Genomic DNA, 24,470 nt, shown 5'->3' on the forward strand with positions numbered 1-24,470 from the left:
AAAGGGCAACATAAGACCGGTTATGTTCCCTCGCGTAACAGCGTCCTAGTTGGTGCGGATAACGATGGCTTTGTATCCGTCAAGTTGAGTGCGGTCGCTTTACCGTAGGAGCCGACACCTACAGCGGACACGTGCCAAGGTTCGCCGGCCCGTAAATCCTTCATCCGACTTCGGCGCAAACACTGCTTGGGTGCCTACTAGAGGCATCAGCAGACTTTAGAGCGGCCAGAGTTCCCGGACTCGAGTCCTAAGGTTTCGAGGTGGGTTCCGCTTATCTGCCGCTTCTTTCACCTTCTTGTAGGAGCTGACGAGCACCTCCATCGCCTCTTTGTCCCATTTGCCCGGGTAGTGTTTGCGTCCGGTAGTAACGATTGGCTTCGTATGCTGCGGCTTGCGGCCTTGACTGACTAGATGCTCCGCTAGCTCCTTGGTTACAAGAACGAAGTCCATGGATTCCCATGGGCCGAGTGTCTTGGGCGGCTTCTGCCCGTCAATGTGGCCTGCAGGCCGAAAAGGGTCCTTCCTCCCAATACGAATGTGCACTCCGTCCACGACGGTTGTCCCCGTAAAGCCGGAATTGGTAGCGATCACAGCTAGGTTTTCTTGTAGAGATCCACGATGTGTTTCGCGCTTGGAGCCTTTGACTTTCAAGCTTGCGCGATCAGATCTCCTTGCCCACCACGTGTACAGCAATGACGCCACCGATATGAGGATTGCGAGGATAGGTAGAGGGGCATCCCACCAGGGCTTACTGACTAGCTCAACTTGAATCGGGTCTGCGCACATAAGGAGACACTTTAACGCACTTCTCTGCCCACCGTTGAGCCAAATGCCGGTTAAAAGCTGGCTGGTCGACCGCCAGACCGGCCACTATGCCCTCAGCTATATCTGCTACACCTTCAGTATTCCCGTGCACCTACCTCGAAGGCAGTTGGAAGGTAATTTCATCCGCCCAGGGACTGTTCGCAGCCTGACTTGCAGAATGACGGCCCCATGGGATCCATCTCAGTGGCTCCTCCGAGGCTTGTTCTCCACCGCCGGACATACCTCTGGAACAAGGGCAGTCCACATTCCGAGTAGGTTCTATCCAAACGCTTGATCACATTGCTCCTCCTCAGGAACTAGACAGAGTGGCGAGAGCTAGTCGTCCAGCCACTCAAGAAAGTCGCCGTCGAAGAAGCGCATTTCACCGGTGTCTGAAAAGTAAATTGGGTAGATCGCTGTGTTCAATTTTTCTTTCGTTTCATAGTACTGAAACGAAGTAGAACGGTGAGCAACTGTCCCCACGAGGTCAGTTCCCTTAATTTGCACCCTAGCGTGCTTCATTTTCAATGTCGTTCCCTTCTAAAGCCACGGGCCGTAGTTCTGTGCATTAAGCCGTCGCGAAGTGGAGTGCCTGCCATTCCACAGTCAGGCCAAGATCTAGATGGGCGCCCTACTCATCATCGAAGCGCCCGAGTTCGGCTTCGATCTCCTTAAGCTCTTCGAGCGTTTTCTCACGCTGAATCCACAACTTCCCTCGCTGGTCGATACTTTCCCGGTTTCCCTTCAGCTCCCGCATCTGACGGTCAAGTTCAGCAACGCTCCTCGTGAGACGCTCGTAGTCAAGCCTTTTCCAGGCCAGTTTCATTGATTGCGAGCCTGCTGACTGACGCCTTCGTCCGTTCTGGTCAGACCCGAATACGTATCTTCTGAGCTCAGGGCTTAAGTCATCCCAGCCGATGACGTATTGCCCAGACGCTTGTAATTGTGCGACCGCCTCAAGTAGTTGCGATTCCATGGGGCTGAGCTGTTGGGCTTCTGACACCGCTGCTTCCATATCTTCTTGCGCGGCAGCGATAACTGCCGCGTCCTCCTTGGGGCCTTCGCCGTCGGAGACCAGCACGTGATAGAACTGCGAGCTATTAAGTATTAGAACTTCCTGGCCCGTCTCTTCACGGAACTCCTGTATAAGTTCCGGACGAGGAGCAACCGACGTCTTTTCGACCTTCAGCCACCAGTCTTCCTTATCATCGTCAGTTACAAATATCAGGTCGCACTTTTGCTCTATTGCGTGGTCCATGAGTTGGCGCCAAAGAACGTAGTCGCCGTACTTGTTGTCGCCGCTCTTGGTCTTCGCGTCTTCGTATCCCGGAGGGACACTCTCTATAAACCTCTTCTCACCATCAGCGAACATCTCATTAAGGGCATCCGCGTCCGGTTCGGAACCGACCCTCCCGTCAAACAGGAAGGAGATCCGGTCCAACAGGGTGTCCTGCGCATGGTGGTGGGTCTGCTTGGCAATGGCGTGCTTCTCTTCATCAAGTTCAGTCCTCAAAGCCAACAGACTCTCCTCTGCTTTCTTCTGCAGTTTGGATGGCTGTAGTCGTGACTTCTTCGCTGTCGAGCGGAAGTCGTTCAGGAGAGAGTCGATGTTCTTGATTCGGCTGTGGTGGGCGGCTGTCTGTTTCGAGCGCTCAGTGTGAACGTGCCGATGAAATTCCAAGGCGACCTGATACGGGATCCACATCTGGCCTTCGCGCTTCTTCATGGAACTTAGGTACAAGTCAGACGTACTTGTCTGTACGTTATAAAGCGAAAGCAACACATTTGCGTCGAGGGCAATCTGGCCTTCCGCCCAAATGGCTTGGACTTCCTCGGCGGTTGGTTGGTAATAACCCTTGAACATATTGCGCAAATCTGGCCTCCGTCATCCTCATGTCAGATTCACATTCAACCAGAGGCAAGGTGCCATCGAACGCTCTCAGCCTTTCGTGGGATGCGAGTCTGCTAGGACTGCAGGTCATCCCTGGGACTAACTGCCCACTCGATAGCGTCATGCACCTGCGTTTGGAGCTGAGCTTCTTGGTGTTCATCGGTTGTCTCGATGATTTCCGCGTCGCCGGGCTCAACGGGTACCGGCTCGGCGGAAGAGTCGATCCCGAGCTGGTCGCCCTTCTCCTTCAAGAGAGAGTCCAGATGGTCTTTCGAGTCCTTCTCGGCAGCAAACAAACGATCATGCACGGGGTCACTAGTCATGCCACAGATGCTAACCCAGTTGGCCTAAGTACTCGCATAGATGCGGCTAGGTACCTGGAGCAGGCTGCGGCGGATCACACCTCCATCGCGCATCAATGGCCGGAAGTCTCTTTCGCTGGCCGCCAAGCAACTTCTTCCTAGAAACGACAAAAGGGCCACCCGGCCACTGGAATCTCCAGCAACCGGGTGGCCTTTGTCATATCCGAAAGGAGGCCTGATGGCCTCTCACTACCGAGGGATCGGCTGATGCCAGAGTGGGCAACCGCGATCCTCGCCCTATTGACCGCGACAGGAGTTGGCGGCGTTATTGCCGCCCTCATCAACAAGCGACCCACCAAGCTTGACCCCTTCTCGCAGATGCAGGTCATGGTCAGTGGCTTCCAGAAAGAACGCGAACTCGACCAGCGAGAGCGGGAAGCTGACCGCGCGCGAATGGCTGCGCAAGACGCTCGCATTGACGAGCTGTGGACGCAGATCGGCCTCTGGCGCCCCTACGAGATCGAGCTCCTGGCATGGGGCGCGGCCGGAGGCCCGCCGCCTCCCCCCAAACGACCCGACGGCCTCAAGTAGGAAGTCGTCGGGTGACATCAACCAGGAGCTCTCATGATTCATCCCGTTGATTACGCGCCGTCGCAAGACTTCGGCGACAACCCAACCAAGGACTTGCCAGCCAGCCACTGGATTATCAAGCAGTTTGGTAACTACCAGCCTGACGGTCACACCGGCGTCGACTACCCATGCCCCAGTGGCACGCCCGTCAGGGCGGTGACCTCCGGCACTGTTATCCACGTCGGCTGGTATGGCGGCACCTACGCCAGCAACCCGTTCTGGATTAGCCCGTCGTTCGCTGGCTACTGCTACGTCGTGGACCATGGCTGGTTCTTTGGCATCTACGGCCACTGCATGGACGGTGGCGCGCGAGTCAAGGTTGGTCAGCAAGTGGCCGAAGGACAAGTCCTTGGCACCTCCGGCAATACCGGAGCATCCACTGGCGACCATCTCCACTTCGAGGCGCTGCTCGATGGCTACCTGCTCAACGGCTACATGTATGGCCGCACCAACCCTGATGTCCTGTTCAGCAGCATTGCGCCTGCAGGCACCACCACTACCCCGATTGAGGAAGACGATATGTTCACAGACTTGGATCGCGAGCGGCTCAACTGGCTCTGGGAGACAGTGTCCGCCGGCAAGAGTGGCTACAAGGCCGCAGGCAGCGTAGCGCTCGACATTGCAGCTGCACGCGCAGCCTCCGAAGCCACGCTCGCTCAGGTACTGCCCGGCGAGTCCGGCGTCCGCAGCGCTGGCCCCATTGCACTTGCATTGGCCCAGCTCGCAGCTGCGCCTGCTGAGAACGTGGAGGTCGATGCGCAGGAGATTGCCAAGGCCATCACACCCGACCTCGCAAAGGCGTTGCTGGTAGAACTCTCGAAGGGAGCCTAGTTATGGGTGCTCACGAAGCGCCGCGTCCCACGCAGTCGAAGTATCCCTGGAAGAGCACACTGCGCAGCATCATCCAGTTCGGCTCCGGCCTCGCTGTGGCTGCTCCGACGCTCTATACGGCCGTGACCAATCAGAGTCCCGAGCAGGCGACGGGAGCGGGCCTGACGGCCCTCCTCGTGTCTGCTGCAGTGACACGCCTGATGGCCAACCCGTTCATCAACGAATGGCTGACAAAGGTCGGCCTTGGCGCCGAACCAAAGACGCCTGCTGCCTGATTCTGGGCACAAAAAAATGCGGCACCAGTTACTCATTGCGAGTAACTGGTGCCGCATTTTTTGCGTTGCGGGACTATTTGTCGTCAGGGTGCTTCGAGGTGTGAGTTTGTCGCCGAAGCGAAGCAGGTCGCTGGGACGGCCGCGCAGACAATCAGCGTGAAGAGCGGAAACCTCATGAGGCGCAACGTCAATGTCTTCGGCAGCTGAGTCTGCGCGAAGGGGCGGGAAATCGACATTGAGGCGGAGCGCCCTCACTTACGGACGCGCAAAGGCCGGGCCAAGACTTCATGTCGATCTTTCCACCTCACGGGCCGCTAAGATCGGCCTGTGAGCGTGCGAAATCAGAACATATGGCAGGAAGGCCTCTCCGAGGACCTCGTGGGCGGTGCGGCAGAAAACTTTGCGTTTTACATTTCGAACATCGCTCTAAAGTCCGGCTCGTCGTTCGCCCTTGAGCGGTCTGGGGTTACGGCCATCGTTGGTGGAAATAATGTCGGTAAATCCACCTTGCTTCGAGAGATAATCGGCAGTCTTACGACTGAGCGCAGCGACAGATCCACAAATGTCTTGCAGTCGGCGGTAGTCGACTGGCAGGGCAGTGACGCCGACTTTCTCGCCTGGGCATCGACGGTTGCTCCATACATGGTTCTGTCCCTCAGCTCAAAGGGCTTCTCTGCGAATGGACAACTGCTCCCAGCCGAAACTTTGCTTATGTACCGCAGTCATTTCAACCAGCAAGAGGTACTAGGCCCCCTCTTCCAGCTGTTGGTTCACTTTGCCACGGCCCGGGACAGATTCCACTACGTCCAGCCCACCCCTCGACGGGGAAGCTGGAATGAGCCGCCCTCCCATCCGCTGCACCGCGTTGAACAGGACCCTGAACTACTTCGAGGATTTCAAGCCGCCGCCAAGGACATTTTCAACGCTGAGCTGACCCTGGACCGACTTGGCGGTAACCTCTTCTTTCGAGTCGGCAAACCTGAATTGCCTGCCCCGCCGATAGACGACGTGGACATTGAATACATAGGGCAACTTTTGGCATTGCCCGGGCTGGAGGGTCAAGGGGACGGTATGCAGTCGGCTCTCTCGCTCCTGCTCCCGGTGGTGACTTCGACTTTCCCCCTTGTTCTAGTAGACGAGCCAGAAGCCTTCTTACACCCCCCTCAAGCAAGGAAGCTGGGGGCAACACTCGCCAAACTTGCCCACTCGCGAAGTGTTCAGCTGATTGTGGCCACGCATGATCGGCATTTCCTGACTGGCCTGCTTGACGCTGACGAAGCATCTGTGTCGGTGATTCGCTTGAGTAGAGACGGCGATTCCTCTGTGGCGAAGCACTTGGACTCGGCGAAGCTCCGCCAGGCATGGGGCAAGGCATCTATACGCCATTCCAATCTCTTGGACGGCCTTTTCCACAAATTGGTAGTCATTGCTGAGAATGAGCGGGACTGCCAGTTCTTCGCGGCTGCCCTAGAGGAACTTAATAAGCACGAAACACTCCCCCTCCGCCCGCACGACGTGCTGTTCGTCCCATCGGCTGGCAAGGGAAATATTCCAGGACTAGCAGAGGTCCTGATCGCGTCAGGCGTTCCGGTCGTCGCATCTCCCGACCTCGACATACTCAATTCGGAGCCGAACGTCGAGCGACTCTACAGGGCTTTCGGAGGCGACTGGTCGGGTATCAGTGATATTTACAAGGCAGCGACGGCAGAGTTCAAGGTCTCCCGGACTCCACGCACTAACCGCCAGGTTGAAGCCATTGTCTCAGGCATTCTTAGCATTGAGCCGGGCGCCCGTTATTCCGGTCAAACGAAGTCTGACGTCTCCGCCGCACTCGGCGTGGAGAGTGAGTGGAAGCGACTTAAGGACTATGGGATGGCCGCTTTCAAGTCAGAACACGCTAAGGCTCAGCAACTGATGGGCGAGCTGGCCGCGCACGGAATAGTGCCCGTGCATGTCGGGGAGTTAGAGCGATTCGCTCCTCAGGTCCAAGTAGGAAAAGGAGACGCATGGCTGGAAGCGGCCCTCGCAGCCCATGCGCATCGGGGAGCACCCGCTCAGGATCACCTGCGACGGATATTGGCGGCAGGAGGCTTCACGGTGTCAAACGGTCCCTCTAGTCCATGAATCATTTAATCGCCATATCCGGGTGGGCCGCCCCAGCCGGGTCCACCCTGGAGCTACAGACTCTAATCGAGGTGGTCAGGCGCTGGATCTGACACCCCCCCTCTTCCTACTTGGATGACTTGCGGTTGAGAATGTCTTCCCTGATCCTGGCAAACACGGGGTTCTCTTCGGCCAACTTGGCGAACCTCTCGTTATTCTTCCGGGAGCGATCGTATGTATTGCCGAAACGATTCTCCCTGAAGCCCTGAAGCCATTTGCCGGGTTCTTCCCCGAGGGACTGGCGTTCCAGGATTGCGATCTCGTCGTAGTCCAACAACCGACGAGCCTCCCCCGGCTTCTTCGGATGGACGCTAACCGTATTCGGATCAAAGATGCGTGCCGATCCGTCATTGTGAGGGTGAAGGATTACGTGGAACCTCGAACGTATGTAATCCCGGCGATCGTCGATCGGCAGGGCCAGCCACTCATTGAACCGCTGCTCCGTCGTGACCCATTCGTGGTCGAATTTCGCCAGCGGGTCAAGGCCTTCACTTTGGTGAAAGCCGAGCGCGGCCAAACGCTGCTCGAGACCTTCTCGCTTTCGACGGATTGCATCGTTGAACTCCCGCATCTGACCAACCGTCATGTCACCGGATGCCAGCGCACTTCCGGCCCCCCGCTCTCGCGCGCCCAACGCTTCCAGTTCGAGTGTGATTGCTTCCCGCTCCTCCTTGTCCTCTGGCCTCTCGGGCTGAGCTCGAACCGCCTGTCCTATGTACCGCATCACCCAGAGCTCCACCGTAGAGTCAACATACTCCTCGCGCTTGCCAACATGCCCTTTCCCTCTGGATGGGCAGCGATACACGGTGAACTTCTTTCTTGTGCCGGTCCCAACATCTGGGCGCCCGTAGACGGTGCCCGAAAGTAGGGCCTTGCCGCAGTAGCACTGGGCAATGCCAGAAAGTAGATGCACGGCCTTATTGCTCTGCGAGCGCCGACGATCCGGAGCTTCCAAAGTCCGGACTACAGCGCGCCAGACGGCTTCAGAGACGATGGGCGGGATCTGGTTCCGGCTGAGTACTTCACCACGGAACTCATACAGCCCTGCGTTCCGGGGGCGCAGCAGCGCTTGACGGAGTTGAGCAAAGCCCCAAGGCTTGGATGCCGTGGTCAACAAAGGCTCTCCATCCCAGCCGTCTTCGTTCCACTGCCTGATGATGGAGCCAAGCGATCTGCCAGCGAGTACATCCGAGTGCGCCGCCGCAAGCGCCGCTGCTTCGCGGCCGTTGAGGACAAGACGCCCGTTATTGATATCCCACCCGAACGGACGCCGGCCACCAGTCCAGCGTCCCTCGGACGCAAGTTGCTCCGCCTTGGCTCTGGCCCGGTCACGCTTTGTTGCTGATTCAAATCTCGCCACCTGCCCCATGATGCCGGCCCTTAGCAGTCCGTCAGCGGTAGAGAGATCAATCTCTCCTCCGGCGGTCACAGAGTACGTGAGGATGGGGCTGTCCGATCGCCTGCCTTGACATATGTCTGCGTACTCTTCAAGTTCTATTGGCCGGCGGTGGAGCCTATCCATCCGCCAGCAGATGACAGCGTCCGCATCTCGGGAGCTCAGCCGGTTCAGCATCGCCGTGTAGGCCGGGCGAGCCCGGCCACTGAATGCAGAGGTAGCGTTGTCAGTGAACACCTCAAGAACCTGAATGCCGTGGCGGGCAGCATACTCCCGGCACGCTTCTTCCTGGCGTTGCACGCCGAGCCCCTCCGCGCCTCTATCTTGGGAGATGCGGGTGTATATAAAAGCGCGCTTGGTCACGAGTCAATTCTAGTGCACTGCGCATGAACACATCCCGGGCAACCCGGAGTTCAGTGCAATGAGCATGTCGAGGCTTTCCGCTTCGCGAACCTCTCCCACAATCAGACGATCCGGACGCATCCGGAGCGCTTCCTTGACAAGGCGCCGCAGAGGAATTTCGCCTTCACCCTCAAGGTTGGGTTGGCGGCATTGCAATCCCACCACGTCCCGCAGGGGCAGCTGCAGCTCAAAGATCTCTTCAACCGTGATGACGCGTTCACGGGAACCGATACTGGAAGCCAGGCAATTCAACATGGTGGTCTTCCCGGCTTGGGTTGCCCCCGACACGAGAATGTTGAGTCCGCTGGCTACCGATGCACCAAGGAACCTGGCCGCCTGGGGCGTCAGGCTCCCAAGCTCCACCAAATGTTCGAGCCGGCTTGCCCTCGCGATGAATTTCCTGATGTTGACAGCCCAGTGCTTCCTGGTGATATCCGGAATAGCTACGTGCAGCCGTGACCCGTCCGGCAGGGCAGCGTCCACGAAAGGGGACGAGACATCCACGCGGCGCCCGGAGCTCTTGAGCATCCTTTCCACAAGATCGCGCACTTGCTGCTCAGTGAGACTTACGGCCGTCAGCTCGGATTCCCCGTTGCGGGCCACATAGATCTCGTGCGGGGCATTGATCCATACCTCTTCGATAGTGGGATCATCCAAGAGTGGCTGCAGGGGGCCAAATCCCGCCACTGCATCAAAAATGTGTTGCCGGGCAGCCTCAAGGTGTCCTAGCGATGGCAGCGGGCCCAGCAGTGCCCGTTCGTCGTAATCGTTGACGGCAGCGTCCACGAGTAGCCGCACATCTTTGGCTTGTTCCAACGGATCCAATCCGCGGCGTCGGATGAGTTCGCGGACTTCACCCTCGACGATTTTTACAGCATCCACATCTCTCCCCCATGATCCCGAGCACGTAAACGAGAGGCGCATCTCGAGTTGTTCACGCTAGGCGAGGGAATTCAACGCCTCAAGTCGCCGTGAAGCACGTGTGGATAACTCTCACCATCTGTCACCTCAGCATCGTCAATCCCACTAGTCACTCCAGTTTCGGAGTGTTAGGGTAAAGCCCGTTAGGAGCTGGCCTTTGGTCTCATGCGCAAGCGCCCGCCCCGGAGCTTGTCCGCAAGCCACACCATGCGCCGCTGAGCCGCGGTACAGGGCCTGATGTGAAAATGAAAACTAGTTCGATGGACCCGTTCCGCCGCATCCCGCTGGCACGTGCAGCTCTAGCGCTGACTATCGCGTTGGTGGGGGGCAGTTGCCTCGGAGTACCGGCATGGGCACAGTCCTCCGGCCCCCAACCGGCTCCGACGTCCGACATTCAGGAAGCGTCACCTTCACAGGGGCCCCGCCCGGCCGGAGATGGCTACGGTTCAGCGACCCCTGGCAGCGAGTTGCCGAGTAACACGTCGGTGCCCAAGCAGCAAGAGCCGTTTCCCGCCGTCGGACCTTCACCAGCACTTGCTCCAGCGCCAACATCAGACGCCTCCGGGCAGTCGGCGACGCAGCGCCCAACGGCCCAGGCATCGCCTGGCACCGCACCCGATGCCGACGCCATGAAAGCGGCAATGCGGGCGGCTATTCCGGCCGGTGGCGCTGAAATGGGCCAGAGATCACCAAGAGTGTTGTCGGCAAAGCAAGAGAACGCCACTGCACCCCCATCAGGAGCCAGAGCAGTGGGCGGTTCAGTGAATTCCGTCGTCCCCATGGCTGCTGACACAGGTCACTGGCGCCCCACCATCGGCATCGCTGGACAGGACGTCAGCGCCCACCAAGGCAACGTCAACTGGCAGAGCCAATGGAACCAGGGTTCCCGGTGGGCGTACGTCAAAGCGTCCGAGGGCAACTACTACCTCAATGAAAACTACACTCAGCAGTACAACGGCTCCCGTGACGTAGGCATGGTCAGGGGCGCCTACCACTTCGCGATCCCCAACTGGTCCTCGGGTGCGGATCAAGCCAGATACTTCGTGGCCAACGGGGGTGGATGGACTGCCGACGGTTACACCCTCCCACCCGTCCTGGACATCGAATACAACCCCTACGCCGGACGCACCATCAACGGCTTCTACTTCGGCAACACCTGCTACGACATGTCCAAGGCCCAGCTCGGACAATGGGCAGCCGATTTTGGTAACACGGTCAAGGCCCTCACCGGCCGCTTCCCGGTCATCTACAGCACCACCGATTGGTGGAACACCTGCGTGGGGAACTCCACGTTCGGAAACTATCCGCTGTGGATTGCGTCGTACTGGAACAACCCCACAAACTCTCCCGGGAACCTGCCCTCCAGTTGGGGCAACTACACCATGTGGCAATACAGCAGCACCGGCCCGTTTGAGGGCGATTCGAACATCTTCAATGGCAGCTATGACCAACTCAGGACTTTTGCGCGCGGCGTTTCGTCCCCATCCAATCCCTCCATCCGCTCAGGAGCCGACCTCCTCGCCACCAACGCGGGAGGGAGCTTGGATGCTTTCCCTGCCAACGGCGCGGGCCGGATCACCGGACCGGTTGGGATCGGCTCAGGATGGTCCGGGGCTACTGCGATATACGTGGTGGACTGGAACCAGGACGGCGTGCAGGACATCCTCTCCCAATGGTCAGATGGCACTTTGAAAGTGTTCAGGGGCGCTCCGGGCGGAGGCTTCTACGCCCCCATCCAAGTAGGTTCCGGATGGCGGGAAATGTCGCTCACTGTTGGGTGGTGGAACCTCAAGGACGGATACCCTGGCGTCGTAGGCCAGGATTACCAAGGAAACCTGTACCGCTACCCGAACACCGGAGGTGGAGGCCTTGGAAATGGTACCCTCATCGGCACAGGTTTCAGCGGGCACCAGCTGAATCAGATCGATTTTGATGGTGACGGCAACCAAGACATGGTCACAAGGACTGCCGACGGAACCCTCAGGATGTATAGATCCAACGGCGTCGGAAGCTTCCTTGGCGAACCCGCTTCTGTGATCGGGTCAGGCTGGGGTGGAATGACTGCGGTGAGTTCTTCGACGAACTTTTCAGGAGCTGACTCCCAGGGATTGCACGCCCGGGCCGCCAATGGGGACCTGTACTACTACCCCGCGTACTCAGGAAACTGGGGCGACCGCAGTCTTGTTGGTTTGGGGTGGAACGACGCTTCCCTCATCAGTGGGGCCGCCTTGGATGTCGATTCGACCCTCGGCATCGATTCGGAAGACCTTCTGGCGGTCCGACCCGATGCCAACCTGTACCGCTACCCGGGCACCGGCACCACCGCCCTGTTGCCCCAGGACTTGGTGGGAACCGGCTGGGGCGGACTCTCGGCAGGATTCGTGACCGATTGGAACGGGGATGGGAATCTGGACATCGTGGCCCAATGGTCCGATGGCCGGCTAAACGTGTACCCCGGCAAGAACGGCAAGGGCTTTGGCACACCCTTCTCCCTGGGCAGCAACTGGAAGGGCTGGACACTGACTGTAGGTACATGGAAGAAAGCCGATGCCCACCCGGGGATCGTGGGCTACGATTCGACGGGCCGGATCTACTACTTTAACAACCCATCGGGAAAGACAGTCTCCAACGGGGTATCCATCGGTACTGGCTGGACTGGGATGGACATTGTCCAGATGGACTTCGACAAGGATTCCAATCCTGACCTGCTGGCCAAAACCAGCACCGGCGACTTGAAGTTGTACCGCTCCAACGGCACCGGCAATTTCCTGGCCGGCGCTGCGACCTTGGAAGGCACAGGCTGGAATATCATTTCCAGCTTCAACGCAGTCCGCGGATTCGACGGAGCAGGCTCCACCGGCATCATTGCCCGGACCACCATCGGCGAGCTCAGGTACTACCCTATCGGGGCGAACAAGACATGGGGAACGGCAACCCGGATCGGCTCAGGCTGGAACGGGCTCACCATCCTGGCTCCTGCCGCTCCATAGGAAGAACGTTTGGAAGTACAACAAAAGGGTCAGCCAACGGGAGTTGGCTGACCCTTTTGTTGTACGGGAATTACGCCAGCAATGAATTCATGGCATTGATCAGAGTGGTTTCCACACCATTGCTCCCCGCCTTAAAATGCGCAATGTGGCCGTAGACCGTCATTGAGCCGCCGGCAATTCCGGGGAAGTCAGGTTCCCAACCACCCTCGTAACTGCCCAGAGGCATGGAAGCCCCAAAAAATTCGTTGCTGGGAATGTAGCAGCAGGATTCATTTGCATAGCCACCGACAATAATTCCATTGGTGCCTCCATTGAGATTCCTGAAGTAGGCAGCATAGCCGCTGACCAATTCTCCACCGATCATGGCGATCTTCAACTGCGGGCTGCCGTTGAACTTCCACACTTGGAACGGTGACGGAACGGACGTGGCCACAGTGTTACTGTCAATGCGCCCGATCATCACCTGGGCGTGCCGCTGGTACCACTGCGGTTGGCCGCTGGGGTTCGCCAGCCGGGCAACGTAGGCAGCGCGCACCGAGGCCAGGTTTCCTGCTGTCGGAGTGATGTCCAGCGGAAGCTGGACTTCCTGGTAACGGGTCACCAACGGACCGCTGAGCGCACGGCCTGCGGACTGCATGTTGTTATTGACGGTGGCTCCCAGGGCATCGCCGTGCTGGTCGCGGAGTTCCCAGCTCCTGACACCTCCGGGGTCTTGGTCACCGGCGGGCCCTTGGATAAACATCGCAAAGCAATCAGCGTTGCGATTCTCGATGTAATTGCAGGCGCCGGCCGCGAAATCGCCGTCGAACAGCGTCCGCAGGCCTGCACTGATGGGGTGGCAACCGTAACTGAAAATCACCGCGGCGGGCGTACCGTTTGACCGCCGCGCCACCAGGATGGGTACTGCGGTCTCCGTGTACGGAAGACCCACCCTGTTAGCCGCGAAGTTCTGGCTGGAGACTTTGTAGTCGAACGTCACCGCGGTTTCGTCCGCATCCAGAGCGGACTGGGCCAGATCCACGATGGTGTCTTCCAGGTCGGCGCTGTAGGAGCGAACCAGCCCCAGATCAGCCAGTCCATAGGCCATGAACGGGTGCAAAGTATCGATCAAAGCGGGTCCATTGTGGGTGTGTGTTGCCTGGATCAGGATGTCGCTGCTGGACCATCCGGCCAGAGCTATGATCCGGTCCCGGATCCGTTGGTGCATGGCCCGCGGCAACGCCAGGACATCCAGGCTGATGATGATGTGGGGGTTGGCATCTTCCCAAATCACAATGGCCCGGGCGTACAGGGGTTCGAACGGTGAACTGCTGGTGGCCTCGCGTCCACCGTCCGTGGAACCGTATCCGGCCATATACGGATTGGTGCTTAGCGACGGCGTTATATCAGCGCTTGCCGTTCCAATTCGAAACGCCATTAGAGATCACTCCTCGATTGTGCGCAACGGGTGATCGTCCTTTGCTCCAGCAAAGTCAGCTTCCCGAAAACGTTGAAATACCAAGACGCGGGACCATCTTCATTACACCATGTGGACCCGCAAGGATGTGTGGATAAAAGACCGTTTAGTGGACGGGCGTTCACTGGGGCGAAGATGTCTTTAGCCAGCGCGTGAAAAGCGCGGCTTGCGGGGCCAAAGGCGCCAGGGTCAGGGCCCCTTTCACCACGGGAACTCCGTAGGCAGCCAAGGAAGCAGCAAGCGTTCTGTGATCTGTGCGCGTGCATGCCCTCACGATCCGGAGGCACAGCTCGTCGGCCTGTCCGGGAGGAGCGCCCGCTGCGACTGCGGCGTTGACGGCAGCAGCCTCTTCGGGAGTCAAGACCAGCGGTCCAGGGCCCACGTAGGCCACTTGGCAGTCGGCAATGTGCATGTAGCGCGTTGACGCCCATACCTCGTCAAGGCTGGAGAACTTGCCGATCAAGCTGCCGTCGGCAGCGGTGCACGTGAATTGGTACCGAATTTTGGGCTCAGGCTTCTCAACAGCCACTTTGTTGTCTGTATCGACAACAGGGGCCATCTGCAAAGCCGAGATTTGGGACGTATATGTTTTGGTTCCTGAACAGCCGGCCAAGGCAATAGATGCCACACCGAGTTGAAGAACACTGCGCCTGCGCATGTTCACCGAGGGATCCCCACTTCATTCGGATGCTCCCCAGCTCCGCATGCATTGGTTATTCGCCCCAAGCCGTTTCCGGCTGCGTCTTAGTACATCTTCCCCTAAATCCTGAATTTGTCACTACATTTCTTTTTCAGGCGCCGGATGACCGCCATGGAACCCGCCGCAGGGACGGAATCGCTACTGCGCGGCACCAGTCCTGGTGCCGTCCGCCCATTCAGCAATGATCTTGGCCTGTGGCGCCTCGGGACAGAAGGCCGCCGCAGCAGTCAAGGTTTCACGCCCGGCGTCCTTGAAGCCTCCAGGTCCGGTTTCATCGCTGATCCTGGTGCAGAGTCGCATGACGTCCAGCATCACCGCGAGGTCTTCCTCCGGAGAAGCGGCGTCGGGTGCCGCCGTCGCAATCGCCTGCTGTTCGGCAGGAGTCGATTCGAAAGGCTGTTCGCCCTGGAAGCTGACCTCACAGGAGGCCATGCGGGTGTAGTTGGTGGCGGCCCATACTTCGGCCAGGCTGGACAGCTGCACTTCCGGTGATGCATCGAGGCTGGTGCAGCGGTAGGCGTACCGGCCGGGTTCGTCAGCACCGGGCAGCTCCCGGTCCGCAGCCGGGCCCTGAGTGGGCACTGCCGGCTCACCCGGTTGCGCCGGTTGGGACGCGATGTCCGACGGCGGCCGGCTGGCTGGCGCTGTGTTGCTCACGCCAGGTTGCGGGGTGGGGCCTCCTGTTGTGGGCTGCGGAGAAGGTGCTGTGCACCCGACCAAAAGCATCACCAGCGGTACTGCCATTGCCCACGATTTGCGCATTCGAACCTCCACCACCATCGTGCGGGGCGAGCACACAACGGTCAAGCATTGGCCTCGTCAAAATAGCCTTTCGGGCGGTTTTTATGAGATCCCCTAGTGACAAATGGGAAAATTGGTGGAAGATGTACTAAGACGCAGCCGGAAACGGCGTGGGGCGAATAACCAATGCATGCGGAGCTGGGGAGCATCCGAATGAAGTGGGGATCCCTCGGTGGACACGCGCAATCGCAGTGTTCTTCAGCTTGGTTTGGCATGTCTTGCCTTCGCCGGTCGCTCAAGAACCTCTCAACCAACCGCCCGAAAAACCGTCCGCTATTTAGCGGGTGACGGGCGGCAACGCCACAAGGTCACAGCGGTTCTTGCCACCGCCAGCCTGGCCATGGCGGCTCTGACCGGTGTACTCACCGCAGGGCCGGCCTTCGCCGATCAAGCGCGCCAAACAGTGACCACGGGCCTGACCAAGGCATCCGGAACCGTCCAGGACCCTGATGGTCGACTGTGGGTATCGGATGCCCGCGCGGGTTTCTGCCGTGTCACCGAAACCAGCGGAGCAACCACGGGAGTCATCGAGACGGGCACCTGTCTCGGGGGAACACTCCCGGGACACGGTGACGGCCCCGCACTGGCCGGCACACCCGCCATGATCGATCCGTCACCCGCCTCTGCCGGCAGTGGTGACGAAATCGCATTCATTCCGGATGCTGCCGTCGGAAGTTCCGATGTTGTGCGCGCACGCTGGAATCCTGATGAGTCGGCCTTCGACTACGACGGTTCGTTGACCATTTTTGACAGCGATCTTCGGCCCAATGCAGTAAGCGACGGTCCGGACGGGAACATCTACCTGTCGTTTGCGAACGCGCGCTCCATCATCAAGATCGTGGACCCCACAGCCCTCCACCCCAGCATTGAATCGATCGCCTCGGTGAACACGAAGTCCCTGAGCCTGGCCGCCACGCACCGGAACAGCTCCGGCAACGTGGTGGTCTACGTGGCTGAGACGTCAGGCCTGACGGTCTTCACCGCTCCCGACGACGGCGTGCTGACCAACTTCGTGCCGGTGCCGCTTTACAACGTCGGCAAGCCGACGGCTCTCTACTACGACTGGCAGTCACCCCTGGTTCTCTACACCGGTACCGGCGGCGGAACCACAACGGCCGACGCCGGTAAGGACACCATCTCCCGCATTGACCTGAGCACGGACACTGTGGACAACCAGTGGGCTCTTGGTTTCAGCAAGATCGGTGGCCTGTCCATGCGGAACGGCAAGGTACTGGTCATGGAGGATCCGGGGCAGTTGGATCCGGCCAAGCCCACTGAACGCGGCAGGTTGCTGACCTTGGGAGGCGTGGTCCCCTCCATCATCAGTGGTCCGACGGCGGCCAACGGAACCCAGGCCGCAAACCCGGCATTCACCAATGATTCAACCCCCACCTTCACTGTCACGTCCACCCCGGCGGGCGGAGCACTGGAGTGCAGCCTGCAACTGAGCACCGCGACGCCGGTGTGGCAGGTCTGCACTGGCGGTACCTTCACGCCAGCCGCAGCGTTGGCCAACGGCGCCTACACGTTCTCGGTCCGGGCAGCACCGTCAGGCCTCCCGGTATCGCGCTCCTTCACCGTTGATCTGACGGCACCTGCGGCACCCGTGATCACCGCACCGCTTGCCGGGTCAACAGTCAACGGGAAGCCAGTCCTGGGGGTAACCTCCGATCCCGACTCCACGCTGAGCTGCTCGGTCGATTCCACCACCACGTTCACGGCCTGCAGCAACGGCTACGTTTATAACCTCACGACGGCGGGACAGCACGTCCTCGGAGTGAGGGCCACGGACATGGCAGGCAACATCAGCCCCGTGGCTACGGTGACGGTCACGGCTGACTTGACGGCTCCGCAGGTTGCCATCAGCAATCCGGCGGAGGGCGCAACGGTAGGCATCTCGCCTTCCTTCACTTTCGCCTCGTCGTCACCGGATATAGCCGGTTTCAGGTGCAAGCTTGGCTCCAACGCCTTTACTGAATGCACCTCTCCCAAGGTGTACACGGACGTTCCCAGTGGTCCCGCAGCCTTCACCGTGGAGGCCAGGGACAATGCAGGAAACACGGCCACGGCCTCGCGGAATGTGACGGTATTCGCTCCCGACACCACCGCGCCGGTGGTTACTGCTGATCCCGTCGGCGGAACCTACGGGCCCAACAAGACCGTTGCCCTTTCGGTCAATGAAGCGGCCACCGTGTTCGTCACAACCGACGGTTCACCTCCCACAACGGCCAGCCCCGTCTATGCCGGGCCGATCCCGTTGACGTCAATGACACTGAAATACTTTGCCCGGGACACAGCAGGAAACACCTCCTCCGTGACCAGCCAAAGCTACGTCGTGGACAACGTGGCCCCCACCCTCACGGTGTCCCCCGCAGCCGGCGGCTATGCTTCCGGGCAGCAGGTCACCATGTCATCAAGTGAGGCCGGGAGCATCTTCTACACCACCGACGGCACCACGCCGGCAACATCCGCTACCGGCCCCACCAAGGCCTACACCGCCGCGTTCGCCCTGACCGCGAACACCACGGTCAAGGCAGTGGCTGTGGATGCTTTCGGCAACGCCTCGGCAGTGGTAACCCGCGCCTACACGGTGCTGGACACCACACCTCCAGTGGTCACTGCAACCCCACCAGGTGGCAGCTACCCTGTGAATCAACTAATCACGCTGGCATCCAACGAGCCGGGCTCCAGTATCTACTTCACCACCAACGGTGCAAATCCCACGGCTACGGCCGGCAACAAGTACACGGCACCGATCACCCTCTCGGCAGCCATGACGCTGAAGTATTTCGCCGTTGACACCTCCAACAACAGTTCCGCAATCGTGACGCAGAACTACACAGTGGCTGCACCTCCGGCCAACACCTGGAAGGACTACACAGGAGACGCCAAGAACGATGTGGTGGCACGGGACAACAGCGGCACCTTGTGGCTGTACCCGGGCAATGGAACCGGCGGATGGCTGACCCAGCGATCCCTGGGGACCGGATGGAACTCGCTGAATGCGATCATCCCCGCCAAGGACTTCAACGGTGACGGTCGCAGCGACATCCTGGCACGCGACACCAGCGGGGTCCTGTGGCTCTATCCGGGCAACGGCAACGGCGGATTGCAGACCAGGGTCCAGGCAGGAACGGCGTGGCAGGGCATGACGCTCATCCTCGCTCCGGGCGACTTCAACGGTGACGGAAAAGCCGACGTCCTGGCCCGGGACTCCGCCGGCACCTTGTGGCTCTACCGTGGCAACGGCACCGGCGGCTTCGCATCAAGCGTGCAGGTGGGCGCCGGGTGGAATGCCATGAATGCCATCCTCAGCACCGGTGACTTCAATGGTGACGGGAAATCCGATGTTCTTGCCCGCGACACCTCAGGCATCCTCTGGCTGTACCCCGGCAATGGAACCGGTGGGTGGCTCAGCAGGGCCCAAGTGGGAAGTGGTTGGAGCGGAATGACCGCCATCCTGGGCCCGGGTGACTTCAACGGCGACGGCAAGAACGATGTCCTCGCCCGGGACTCGGGTGGCAACCTCTTCCTCTACCCGGGCAACGGAAACTCCGGCTGGCTGTCCCGCAGCCAGGTGGGTTGGGGCTGGGGAGGATTCACCTCCCTCCCCTAGCTGAATGGGTTGCACAAAGGGAGAGCCCGGACGCTTGATGCGTCCGGGCTTTCCCCTTGTCTTCTTGAATCCGGCCTTCTAGGTACGTTCCTTCATGGGATGCATGGAAGGCCTGTTGGGACTGGCTTGAATGTCCAGTTGCAGTGAGACCAACAGCATCTGCACACCCAGTACAAACGGCACCACAGCAAGCATCACCGACCCCGCCGTGGGTGAACCCACGCTGGCTGCCAGAACCCAGATTCCGGCCACCAGGCCCATGACGATCAGTGCGATTCCGGCAATGAGCAGGAGGGCCACGGCGGAGAAGGACCACACCATATACTTCCACCACACCCGGCGCCAGAAACCACCGAAGAGCATCGCCAGCAGTTCAGGGATGACCTTCCGGAGCTTGATGCTGGACACCTCATTGCCGTACACGGCCGGAATGGGAACGTCCACAATCGGAACATCCAGGATGTTCAGGTGGATGAGGAGGTCATTCTCGAAGCTGTATCGGGCCGCTACCTTGTTCATGGGCAGACGGCGTAGCACCTCGGTCCGGATGGCGGTGTAGCCATTCTGGGGATCAAAGATGTGCCAGTAGCCCGAAGCCAGCTTGGTCATGAAGGACAACACGATGTTGCCGAAGATGCGGTAACCGGGCATGCCTGCGAACGATTCGCCGGAGAAGAACCTGTTGGCCTTGGCGAAACCGTAGCCGTCAACCACAGGGTCCAGCAGCTGCGGAAGGTATTCAGGATCCATCTGTGCGTCGCCGGCCATGACGACGTTGATGTCGGAGCCCAGTTCCATTGCAGCCTTGTGGGCTGTCAGGACAGCGCCACCCACGCCTTGGTTGACCTCGTGGCGGATCAAGGTGACCCGGCCGTCGTCGGCCCGGCGGGCAGCACCAGAGGTGTCGTCCGGGCTGCAGTCATCAACAATGACAATGTCATCAACAAAGTCGGGCATCGTTTCAATGACCCGTGCGATGTGGTTTTCTTCTTTATAGGCCGGTACTACCGCGGCAATTCGAACGCCTCGATACATCGATTATCCTTCGCTGCTGTTAGGTGTGAGGTTTTGGGCCGGCAAGCCGGAGTCAGGCTGGCCATTTACAGGTTCAGTGGCGTTCTTCACTTGCTTTTGCTGCGGGAAGATCCAGTGCTTGTAGATGAAGTAGTTCCACCCCATGGTGACAATCGTCGCAACTACTTTACCCACCACATATCCGGCCCCCAGGAACTGGAAGAGCTCCACAATCCCCATGACGGCCACAGTGTTGAATGCCAGAAGCACCGAGTACCTGAGAACGCCACCCAGTGCAGTGCCTCCGCCGTTGAAGGCGAAATGGCGCTGCAGGAAGTAGTTGAAGAAGAAGCTGCCCCAGAATCCGGCACCCGTCGCAAGCCACAGGGGCCAGCCGAAGACCTGGAAACAAAGGGCCAACAGGCCGAGGTCAACCAGGAAGCTCAAGCCACCCACCACAAGGAACTTGAACAGGCTCGAGGCCATGAACTTTCCGATGAAAGCCTTCATGATCAGCAGATCCTTCCTAGCGGGGCTATGCCATCAGGCTTGGTGTTCTCAAGGATTCCGGAAACACCGTCGAGCTGAAGGCGGTCCTTGGAAGCGGCGTCGAACGCTTGCTTGCCGCCAGGCAGCTGGCTCCAGTCGATCTTGTACAGAGCCGCGTTCCCTTCACGCACCACGAGCTTAAGGTAAGGGATGGAATCCGGCTGGGTCAGGCCCGGCTTGGGCTCATCCCACGCGCGGATCCGCCCGTCGGCGATGTACACCCATTCGATGCCAAGCTCGGAAGCAGCGGCACGGGCGGCGTCGTCGGAGGCGAGGTCACCCAGCTTCTGAAGGACCAGCAGCTGCCGGTTTGTGGGAAGGATCTCGAAGTGCCGGATCATGGGCATTCGGTTCCCTAGCGCATACATCCACACGGAACCATCGCAGGAATCGTTCAGCACGGTGGCGTCCTGCGGAACATAACGGTCCATGGTGCTGAGCAGATCCACCTCGGATTTGCTGAGCGTTGCACCGTCCACCTTGGTGTTGATGTTGATTCGCTCCGCGTTTTGCTTGAAGTACGGGATGGCCGCAATGCCGCTCACCAGGAGCACAGCGGCGGCCACGGCAGCTGTCAACACGGTGCTGCCCCTGCTCGACGAGCCCACCTCCCGGTTGGTGGAGCGGGAAGCGCGAACCCTGCCAACGAGCCAGACAACTGCCTCTGCTGCCTGGGCAACACCCAGGCCCGCCAGCGGTATGAGGAGCATGACGAGGATGCCGAAGATCCGCCACTGGTCATCATAGAAAGGCGCCGTCAACGACATGAAGCGGGGGTTGTCCGTACCCATGGTGTAAACCGACAGGAAGGCGAACGCGAGGACGGGTCCGAAATACCACCACATGCGGATCCGGAAGACCAATGCAATGCAGCCCAATGCCACCATGGCTGTCAGGATCGGCATGGCCATGGAACCGTGATTCAGGAAAATAACATTCTGAATGGCGCCGTTGCGGTCCGTGTCGGCTGCCCAGACCTGCTTGGAAACCCGCTCGGATTCCTTCAACATCTGGGTAATGATGGGCAGTCCCAAGAGGACGGCCAGCACACCCGATACGGCCAGGTAGACGGTAATTCCCAGAATTCTCCCCTTACGGCGTACCAGCGCCGAGAGCATCCAGAAAACCAGGACCGGCAAGACCACGAAGGCCAAGGAGGGGTGAACGGCGATCAGGCCCACTGCTCCGAAGGCGATTCCTGGAATCCAGAATTTCCGGCGGTCCACTGCACCTTTGACAGCAAGGTATACAAAAGGACCCACCAGCAGCATCCCGGCAAAGAAGGGTATCAGCGGACCACGCCACAGCAAGTCGTAGGGGTACACGGTGAACCAGCCCGACACGGCACCCGCGGCTGCCACTGCAATGGGGCGGCGGGTAACCACCATGGTCAGCGCCATGGTGCTCAAGGGCAACTGAACGCCCATCATCACCAGGACAAAGGCGTTCAGGAACACGGGGATGCTGACGCCGCTCATCGGCCAGAAAAGCGAGAGCACGGCGTGGAAGGCGATCGGGTAACTCCGGATCGGGGCTTCGGCAATATTGGTGTCGTAGTAGGCAAAGTTGCCTGCGATGCTGGGATCCCACTCGTGATTGACTGAGATCAACCGGATCATGTTGGCGTGCCATGGGATGTCCCAGTCCTGGTTTATCCCCAGAAGACCCTCAGTACCAACAGTCCACGACACCGCGGCGACGGCGCCGCCTGCCACCAGGCCAGCGCCGACGACCCACCAGGTCCCCTTGAAATGGTGCTTCCCAAAAATGCTCTTTGCGGGCGGGTTATCGAACTTATCCGGGAAACGACGTTGGAGAGCCAGCCGCGCGACGAAAAGAACTGCGGACAAAAGCACCAGAATCAACATGACTGGGAGCAACTGCCAGCTCAAGCCCAAGGCATTGCCCATGACGCCAATAACGGTTAGAACGCCCATTCCCAGCAACGGTGCCACCACAGGCAGCAGAATCCGACGCACGCCCAAGGCCTCGCCCAGGAGCCAGCCTGGCCCCCACCACAACACAACGATCAGGAGTACACACAACAGCAGCGGGCCGATACCCATCCCTACGATCGCCTTTCTTAGATGCTTCTACTAGCCATCCGTTGACAGACGACTCTTGCAATTGATGCCGGTTAGTTGCGTTCCCGGAGCCAGGCCACAGCCTGGTCAGCAGGGCCCTCGAACTGCACTGTCCCCGAGGACAGTACGACTCCGCGGTCACAGATACGCGCGATCATGTCCAGGTCATGGCTTACCACCACCAAGGTTCTCCCCTCATCGGAAAGCTGCTTGATCTTGGCCAAACACTTCCGCTGGAAAGGTTCGTCGCCCACCGCCAGGATCTCATCCACCAGGAAAATGTCCGGCTGTGTATGGACCGCAACGGCGAAGGCGAGGCGAAGGAACATACCCGAGGAGTAGAACTTCACTTCAGTGTCGATGAACTGCTCGATCTCCGAGAAAGCCACAATGTCATCGAACTTGTCCTGGATTTCCTGCTCGGACATTCCAAGGATGGCAGCGTTGAGGTACACATTTTCCCGGCCGGAAAGATCCGGGTGGAAACCTGCGCCAACTTCAATCAGGCCTGCCACACGCCCCTTGGTACGGACGGTCCCTTGATCCGGCAGGATCACACCGGAGATGAGCTTCAACAGGGTCGACTTGCCGGAGCCATTGAAGCCCAGCAAAGCCACCGTCTCTCCCGGCTGGATTTCGAAGCTCACATCATGCAGGGCATCAAACTTCTTAGTCAGCTCACCCTTGCGTCCCTTGACGAGCCACACAAGTGTTTCCTTCAGGGAATGCGAATGGCGGAGGTTGAAGGTTTTCTTCAGCCCCTTGACGATTACTGCGGCGCCCAACTAAACCTCCTGCGCAAAATGGCCTTCGAGGCGTCGGAAGACGATCTGGCCTATAACTAGGAACAATGCAGCCATGCCAAGACCAATGAAGCCGGTAATCAGCAGGTGTGGTGGCAACTCGACAGGCTGGTTGACTGTCGGGTACCAGAAGGCCCAGTGGAACAGCTCCACAGCAACCGTGATGGGATTGAGTTGGTAAATGGTCAGCACCCAAGGTGCGGCCAGGCGCCGGATCATGGTCCAGTCGTAGAGTACCGGGGATGTCCAGGTCACGATCATCATGAGCATGTCCACGATGTTCTCGGCGTCCCGGAAGAACACATTGATGGCACCGGCCAGCAGCCCCAACCCTGTGGCCGTGACCGCGACGATGACGAACCCAAGCAACGCTCCGAAAAGCTGCGAAATATCAGGATGCCAACCGCTGAGCAATGCTGCTGCCAGCAAGACGATCAGTTGAGGCAGAAAATGTACGGCCGCAACCCACACCGAGGCCACGGGAAAAAGCTCGCGCGGCAAGTAGATCTTTTTAACCAACGCCGCGTTGGAGACGATCGACCGTGTGGCATTCGAGAACGCTTCAGAGAAGAAGTTGATGACAATAACGCCGGAGAACATGTACAGCGCGTAGTTGGGAATTTGGTCCCCCACACGCAATACGATGCCCAAGGCGAAGAACAGCACCACGTACTGAACCAACGGCTTGACGTACGACCACGCCAAACCCAGCACCGAGCCACGGTAGCGGACCCGGAGTTCCTTACGCACGATCAGCTTGAGCAGATACCTGCGACGGTAGACGTCAAGAAGCCCGGCGCCTACTCCGGGAACGGCATATGTATCAGTGGAGTTCGACATCG

Annotated in this window: 17 protein-coding genes and 1 pseudogene; 6 read left to right on the top strand and 12 right to left on the bottom strand. The window is 59.4% G+C overall.

Going from position 1 to position 24,470, the window contains the following annotated elements; genetic code table 11:
* Window positions 1–1,435: 1,435 nt before the first annotated feature.
* Together CQ020_RS03835 and CQ020_RS03840 are read right to left on the bottom strand one after the other, a co-directional pair.
* Window positions 1,436–2,668 carry a PIN domain-containing protein gene (locus tag CQ020_RS03835; RefSeq protein ID WP_105690628.1) on the bottom strand — a complete coding sequence of 411 codons (1,233 nt, stop codon included), beginning with the start codon at window positions 2,666–2,668 and terminating at the stop codon, window positions 1,436–1,438.
* Window positions 2,669–2,769: 101 nt separating this feature from the next.
* Window positions 2,770–3,018 carry a hypothetical protein gene (locus CQ020_RS03840; RefSeq protein WP_146116609.1) on the bottom strand — a complete coding sequence of 83 codons (249 nt, stop codon included), beginning with the start codon at window positions 3,016–3,018 and terminating at the stop codon, window positions 2,770–2,772.
* A 246-nt stretch (window positions 3,019–3,264) separates the two neighbouring features.
* On the opposite strand from CQ020_RS03840, the gene CQ020_RS03845 reads away from it, so the two are divergent.
* The 4 genes from CQ020_RS03845 (at window position 3,265) to CQ020_RS03860 (ending at window position 6,857) form a co-directional block, all read left to right on the top strand.
* Window positions 3,265–3,588 (top strand): hypothetical protein, encoded by a 324-nt coding sequence (locus CQ020_RS03845; RefSeq protein ID WP_105690630.1) that lies wholly within the window; start codon window positions 3,265–3,267, stop codon window positions 3,586–3,588.
* A gap of 33 nt (window positions 3,589–3,621) precedes the next feature.
* Window positions 3,622–4,458 carry a M23 family metallopeptidase gene (locus tag CQ020_RS03850; RefSeq protein WP_105690631.1) on the top strand — a complete coding sequence of 279 codons (837 nt, stop codon included), beginning with the start codon at window positions 3,622–3,624 and terminating at the stop codon, window positions 4,456–4,458.
* 2 nt (window positions 4,459–4,460) lie between these two features.
* Window positions 4,461–4,733 (top strand): hypothetical protein, encoded by a 273-nt coding sequence (locus CQ020_RS03855; RefSeq protein WP_105690632.1) that lies wholly within the window; start codon window positions 4,461–4,463, stop codon window positions 4,731–4,733.
* 327 nt (window positions 4,734–5,060) lie between these two features.
* A complete protein-coding gene (locus CQ020_RS03860; RefSeq protein ID WP_105690633.1) occupies window positions 5,061–6,857 on the top strand; it encodes an ATP-dependent endonuclease in 1,797 nt (598 codons plus the stop codon).
* A gap of 106 nt (window positions 6,858–6,963) precedes the next feature.
* Here CQ020_RS03860 and CQ020_RS03865 read toward each other — a convergent pair whose 3' ends face one another.
* Together CQ020_RS03865 and CQ020_RS03870 are read right to left on the bottom strand one after the other, a co-directional pair.
* A complete protein-coding gene (locus CQ020_RS03865) occupies window positions 6,964–8,655 on the bottom strand; it encodes a recombinase family protein (RefSeq protein ID WP_105690634.1) in 1,692 nt (563 codons plus the stop codon).
* A 24-nt stretch (window positions 8,656–8,679) separates the two neighbouring features.
* Window positions 8,680–9,576, bottom strand: a pseudogene (locus tag CQ020_RS03870) (CpaF family protein); the annotation flags it as partial.
* Between the two features lie 284 nt (window positions 9,577–9,860).
* On the opposite strand from CQ020_RS03870, the gene CQ020_RS03875 reads away from it, so the two are divergent.
* Window positions 9,861–12,605 (top strand): GH25 family lysozyme, encoded by a 2,745-nt coding sequence (locus CQ020_RS03875; protein ID WP_181151741.1) that lies wholly within the window; start codon window positions 9,861–9,863, stop codon window positions 12,603–12,605.
* Between the two features lie 70 nt (window positions 12,606–12,675).
* On the opposite strand, the gene CQ020_RS03880 is transcribed toward CQ020_RS03875, so the two are convergent.
* The 3 genes from CQ020_RS03880 to CQ020_RS03890 form a co-directional block, all read right to left on the bottom strand.
* On the bottom strand, window positions 12,676–14,022 hold the full coding sequence (locus tag CQ020_RS03880) for a neutral/alkaline non-lysosomal ceramidase N-terminal domain-containing protein (protein ID WP_105690636.1): 1,347 nt from the start codon (window positions 14,020–14,022) through the stop codon (window positions 12,676–12,678).
* A gap of 160 nt (window positions 14,023–14,182) precedes the next feature.
* Complete coding sequence (locus CQ020_RS03885; protein WP_146116610.1) at window positions 14,183–14,590, bottom strand: hypothetical protein; 408 nt, start codon at window positions 14,588–14,590, stop codon at window positions 14,183–14,185.
* Window positions 14,591–14,899: 309 nt separating this feature from the next.
* Window positions 14,900–15,418 (bottom strand): hypothetical protein, encoded by a 519-nt coding sequence (locus CQ020_RS03890; RefSeq protein WP_105690638.1) that lies wholly within the window; start codon window positions 15,416–15,418, stop codon window positions 14,900–14,902.
* Between the two features lie 484 nt (window positions 15,419–15,902).
* On the opposite strand from CQ020_RS03890, the gene CQ020_RS03895 reads away from it, so the two are divergent.
* Window positions 15,903–19,178, top strand: coding sequence for a chitobiase/beta-hexosaminidase C-terminal domain-containing protein (locus tag CQ020_RS03895; RefSeq protein ID WP_105690784.1), 3,276 nt, complete (start codon window positions 15,903–15,905; stop codon window positions 19,176–19,178).
* A gap of 78 nt (window positions 19,179–19,256) precedes the next feature.
* Here the strand turns inward: CQ020_RS03895 and CQ020_RS03900 are convergent, their stop codons facing one another.
* The 5 genes from CQ020_RS03900 to CQ020_RS03920 all read right to left on the bottom strand — a co-directional run bounded on the left by CQ020_RS03900 (window position 19,257) and on the right by CQ020_RS03920 (window position 24,468).
* On the bottom strand, window positions 19,257–20,213 hold the full coding sequence (locus tag CQ020_RS03900) for a glycosyltransferase family 2 protein (protein ID WP_105690639.1): 957 nt from the start codon (window positions 20,211–20,213) through the stop codon (window positions 19,257–19,259).
* A gap of 3 nt (window positions 20,214–20,216) precedes the next feature.
* Complete coding sequence (locus CQ020_RS03905) at window positions 20,217–20,702, bottom strand: GtrA family protein (protein WP_105690640.1); 486 nt, start codon at window positions 20,700–20,702, stop codon at window positions 20,217–20,219.
* Between the two features lie 2 nt (window positions 20,703–20,704).
* Entirely contained in the window at window positions 20,705–22,807 is a 2,103-nt protein-coding gene (locus CQ020_RS03910; RefSeq protein WP_105690641.1) for a DUF6541 family protein, read from the bottom strand.
* A 71-nt stretch (window positions 22,808–22,878) separates the two neighbouring features.
* Complete coding sequence (locus CQ020_RS03915; protein ID WP_105690642.1) at window positions 22,879–23,610, bottom strand: ABC transporter ATP-binding protein; 732 nt, start codon at window positions 23,608–23,610, stop codon at window positions 22,879–22,881.
* On the bottom strand, window positions 23,611–24,468 hold the full coding sequence (locus CQ020_RS03920; protein ID WP_105690643.1) for an ABC transporter permease: 858 nt from the start codon (window positions 24,466–24,468) through the stop codon (window positions 23,611–23,613).
* Window positions 24,469–24,470: the final 2 nt, after the last annotated feature.

The organism is Arthrobacter sp. MYb23 (genome assembly GCF_002979775.1).
Lineage (GTDB): Bacteria > Actinomycetota > Actinomycetes > Actinomycetales > Micrococcaceae > Arthrobacter.

Excerpts from the sequence above, each read along its gene's own strand:
- CQ020_RS03835 (WP_105690628.1), bottom strand. The coding sequence starts at position 2,668 with ATGTTCAAGGGTTATTACCAACCAACCGCCGAGGAAGTCCAAGCCATT.
- CQ020_RS03840 (WP_146116609.1), bottom strand. The coding sequence starts at position 3,018 with ATGACTAGTGACCCCGTGCATGATCGTTTGTTTGCTGCCGAGAAGGAC.
- CQ020_RS03845 (WP_105690630.1), top strand. The coding sequence starts at position 3,265 with ATGCCAGAGTGGGCAACCGCGATCCTCGCCCTATTGACCGCGACAGGA.
- CQ020_RS03850 (WP_105690631.1), top strand. The coding sequence starts at position 3,622 with ATGATTCATCCCGTTGATTACGCGCCGTCGCAAGACTTCGGCGACAAC.
- CQ020_RS03855 (WP_105690632.1), top strand. The coding sequence starts at position 4,461 with ATGGGTGCTCACGAAGCGCCGCGTCCCACGCAGTCGAAGTATCCCTGG.
- CQ020_RS03875 (WP_181151741.1), top strand. The coding sequence starts at position 9,861 with ATGAAAACTAGTTCGATGGACCCGTTCCGCCGCATCCCGCTGGCACGT.
- CQ020_RS03880 (WP_105690636.1), bottom strand. The coding sequence starts at position 14,022 with ATGGCGTTTCGAATTGGAACGGCAAGCGCTGATATAACGCCGTCGCTA.
- CQ020_RS03895 (WP_105690784.1), top strand. The coding sequence starts at position 15,903 with ATGGCGGCTCTGACCGGTGTACTCACCGCAGGGCCGGCCTTCGCCGAT.
- CQ020_RS03900 (WP_105690639.1), bottom strand. The coding sequence starts at position 20,213 with ATGTATCGAGGCGTTCGAATTGCCGCGGTAGTACCGGCCTATAAAGAA.
- CQ020_RS03905 (WP_105690640.1), bottom strand. The coding sequence starts at position 20,702 with ATGAAGGCTTTCATCGGAAAGTTCATGGCCTCGAGCCTGTTCAAGTTC.
- CQ020_RS03910 (WP_105690641.1), bottom strand. The coding sequence starts at position 22,807 with ATGGGTATCGGCCCGCTGCTGTTGTGTGTACTCCTGATCGTTGTGTTG.
- CQ020_RS03920 (WP_105690643.1), bottom strand. The coding sequence starts at position 24,468 with ATGTCGAACTCCACTGATACATATGCCGTTCCCGGAGTAGGCGCCGGG.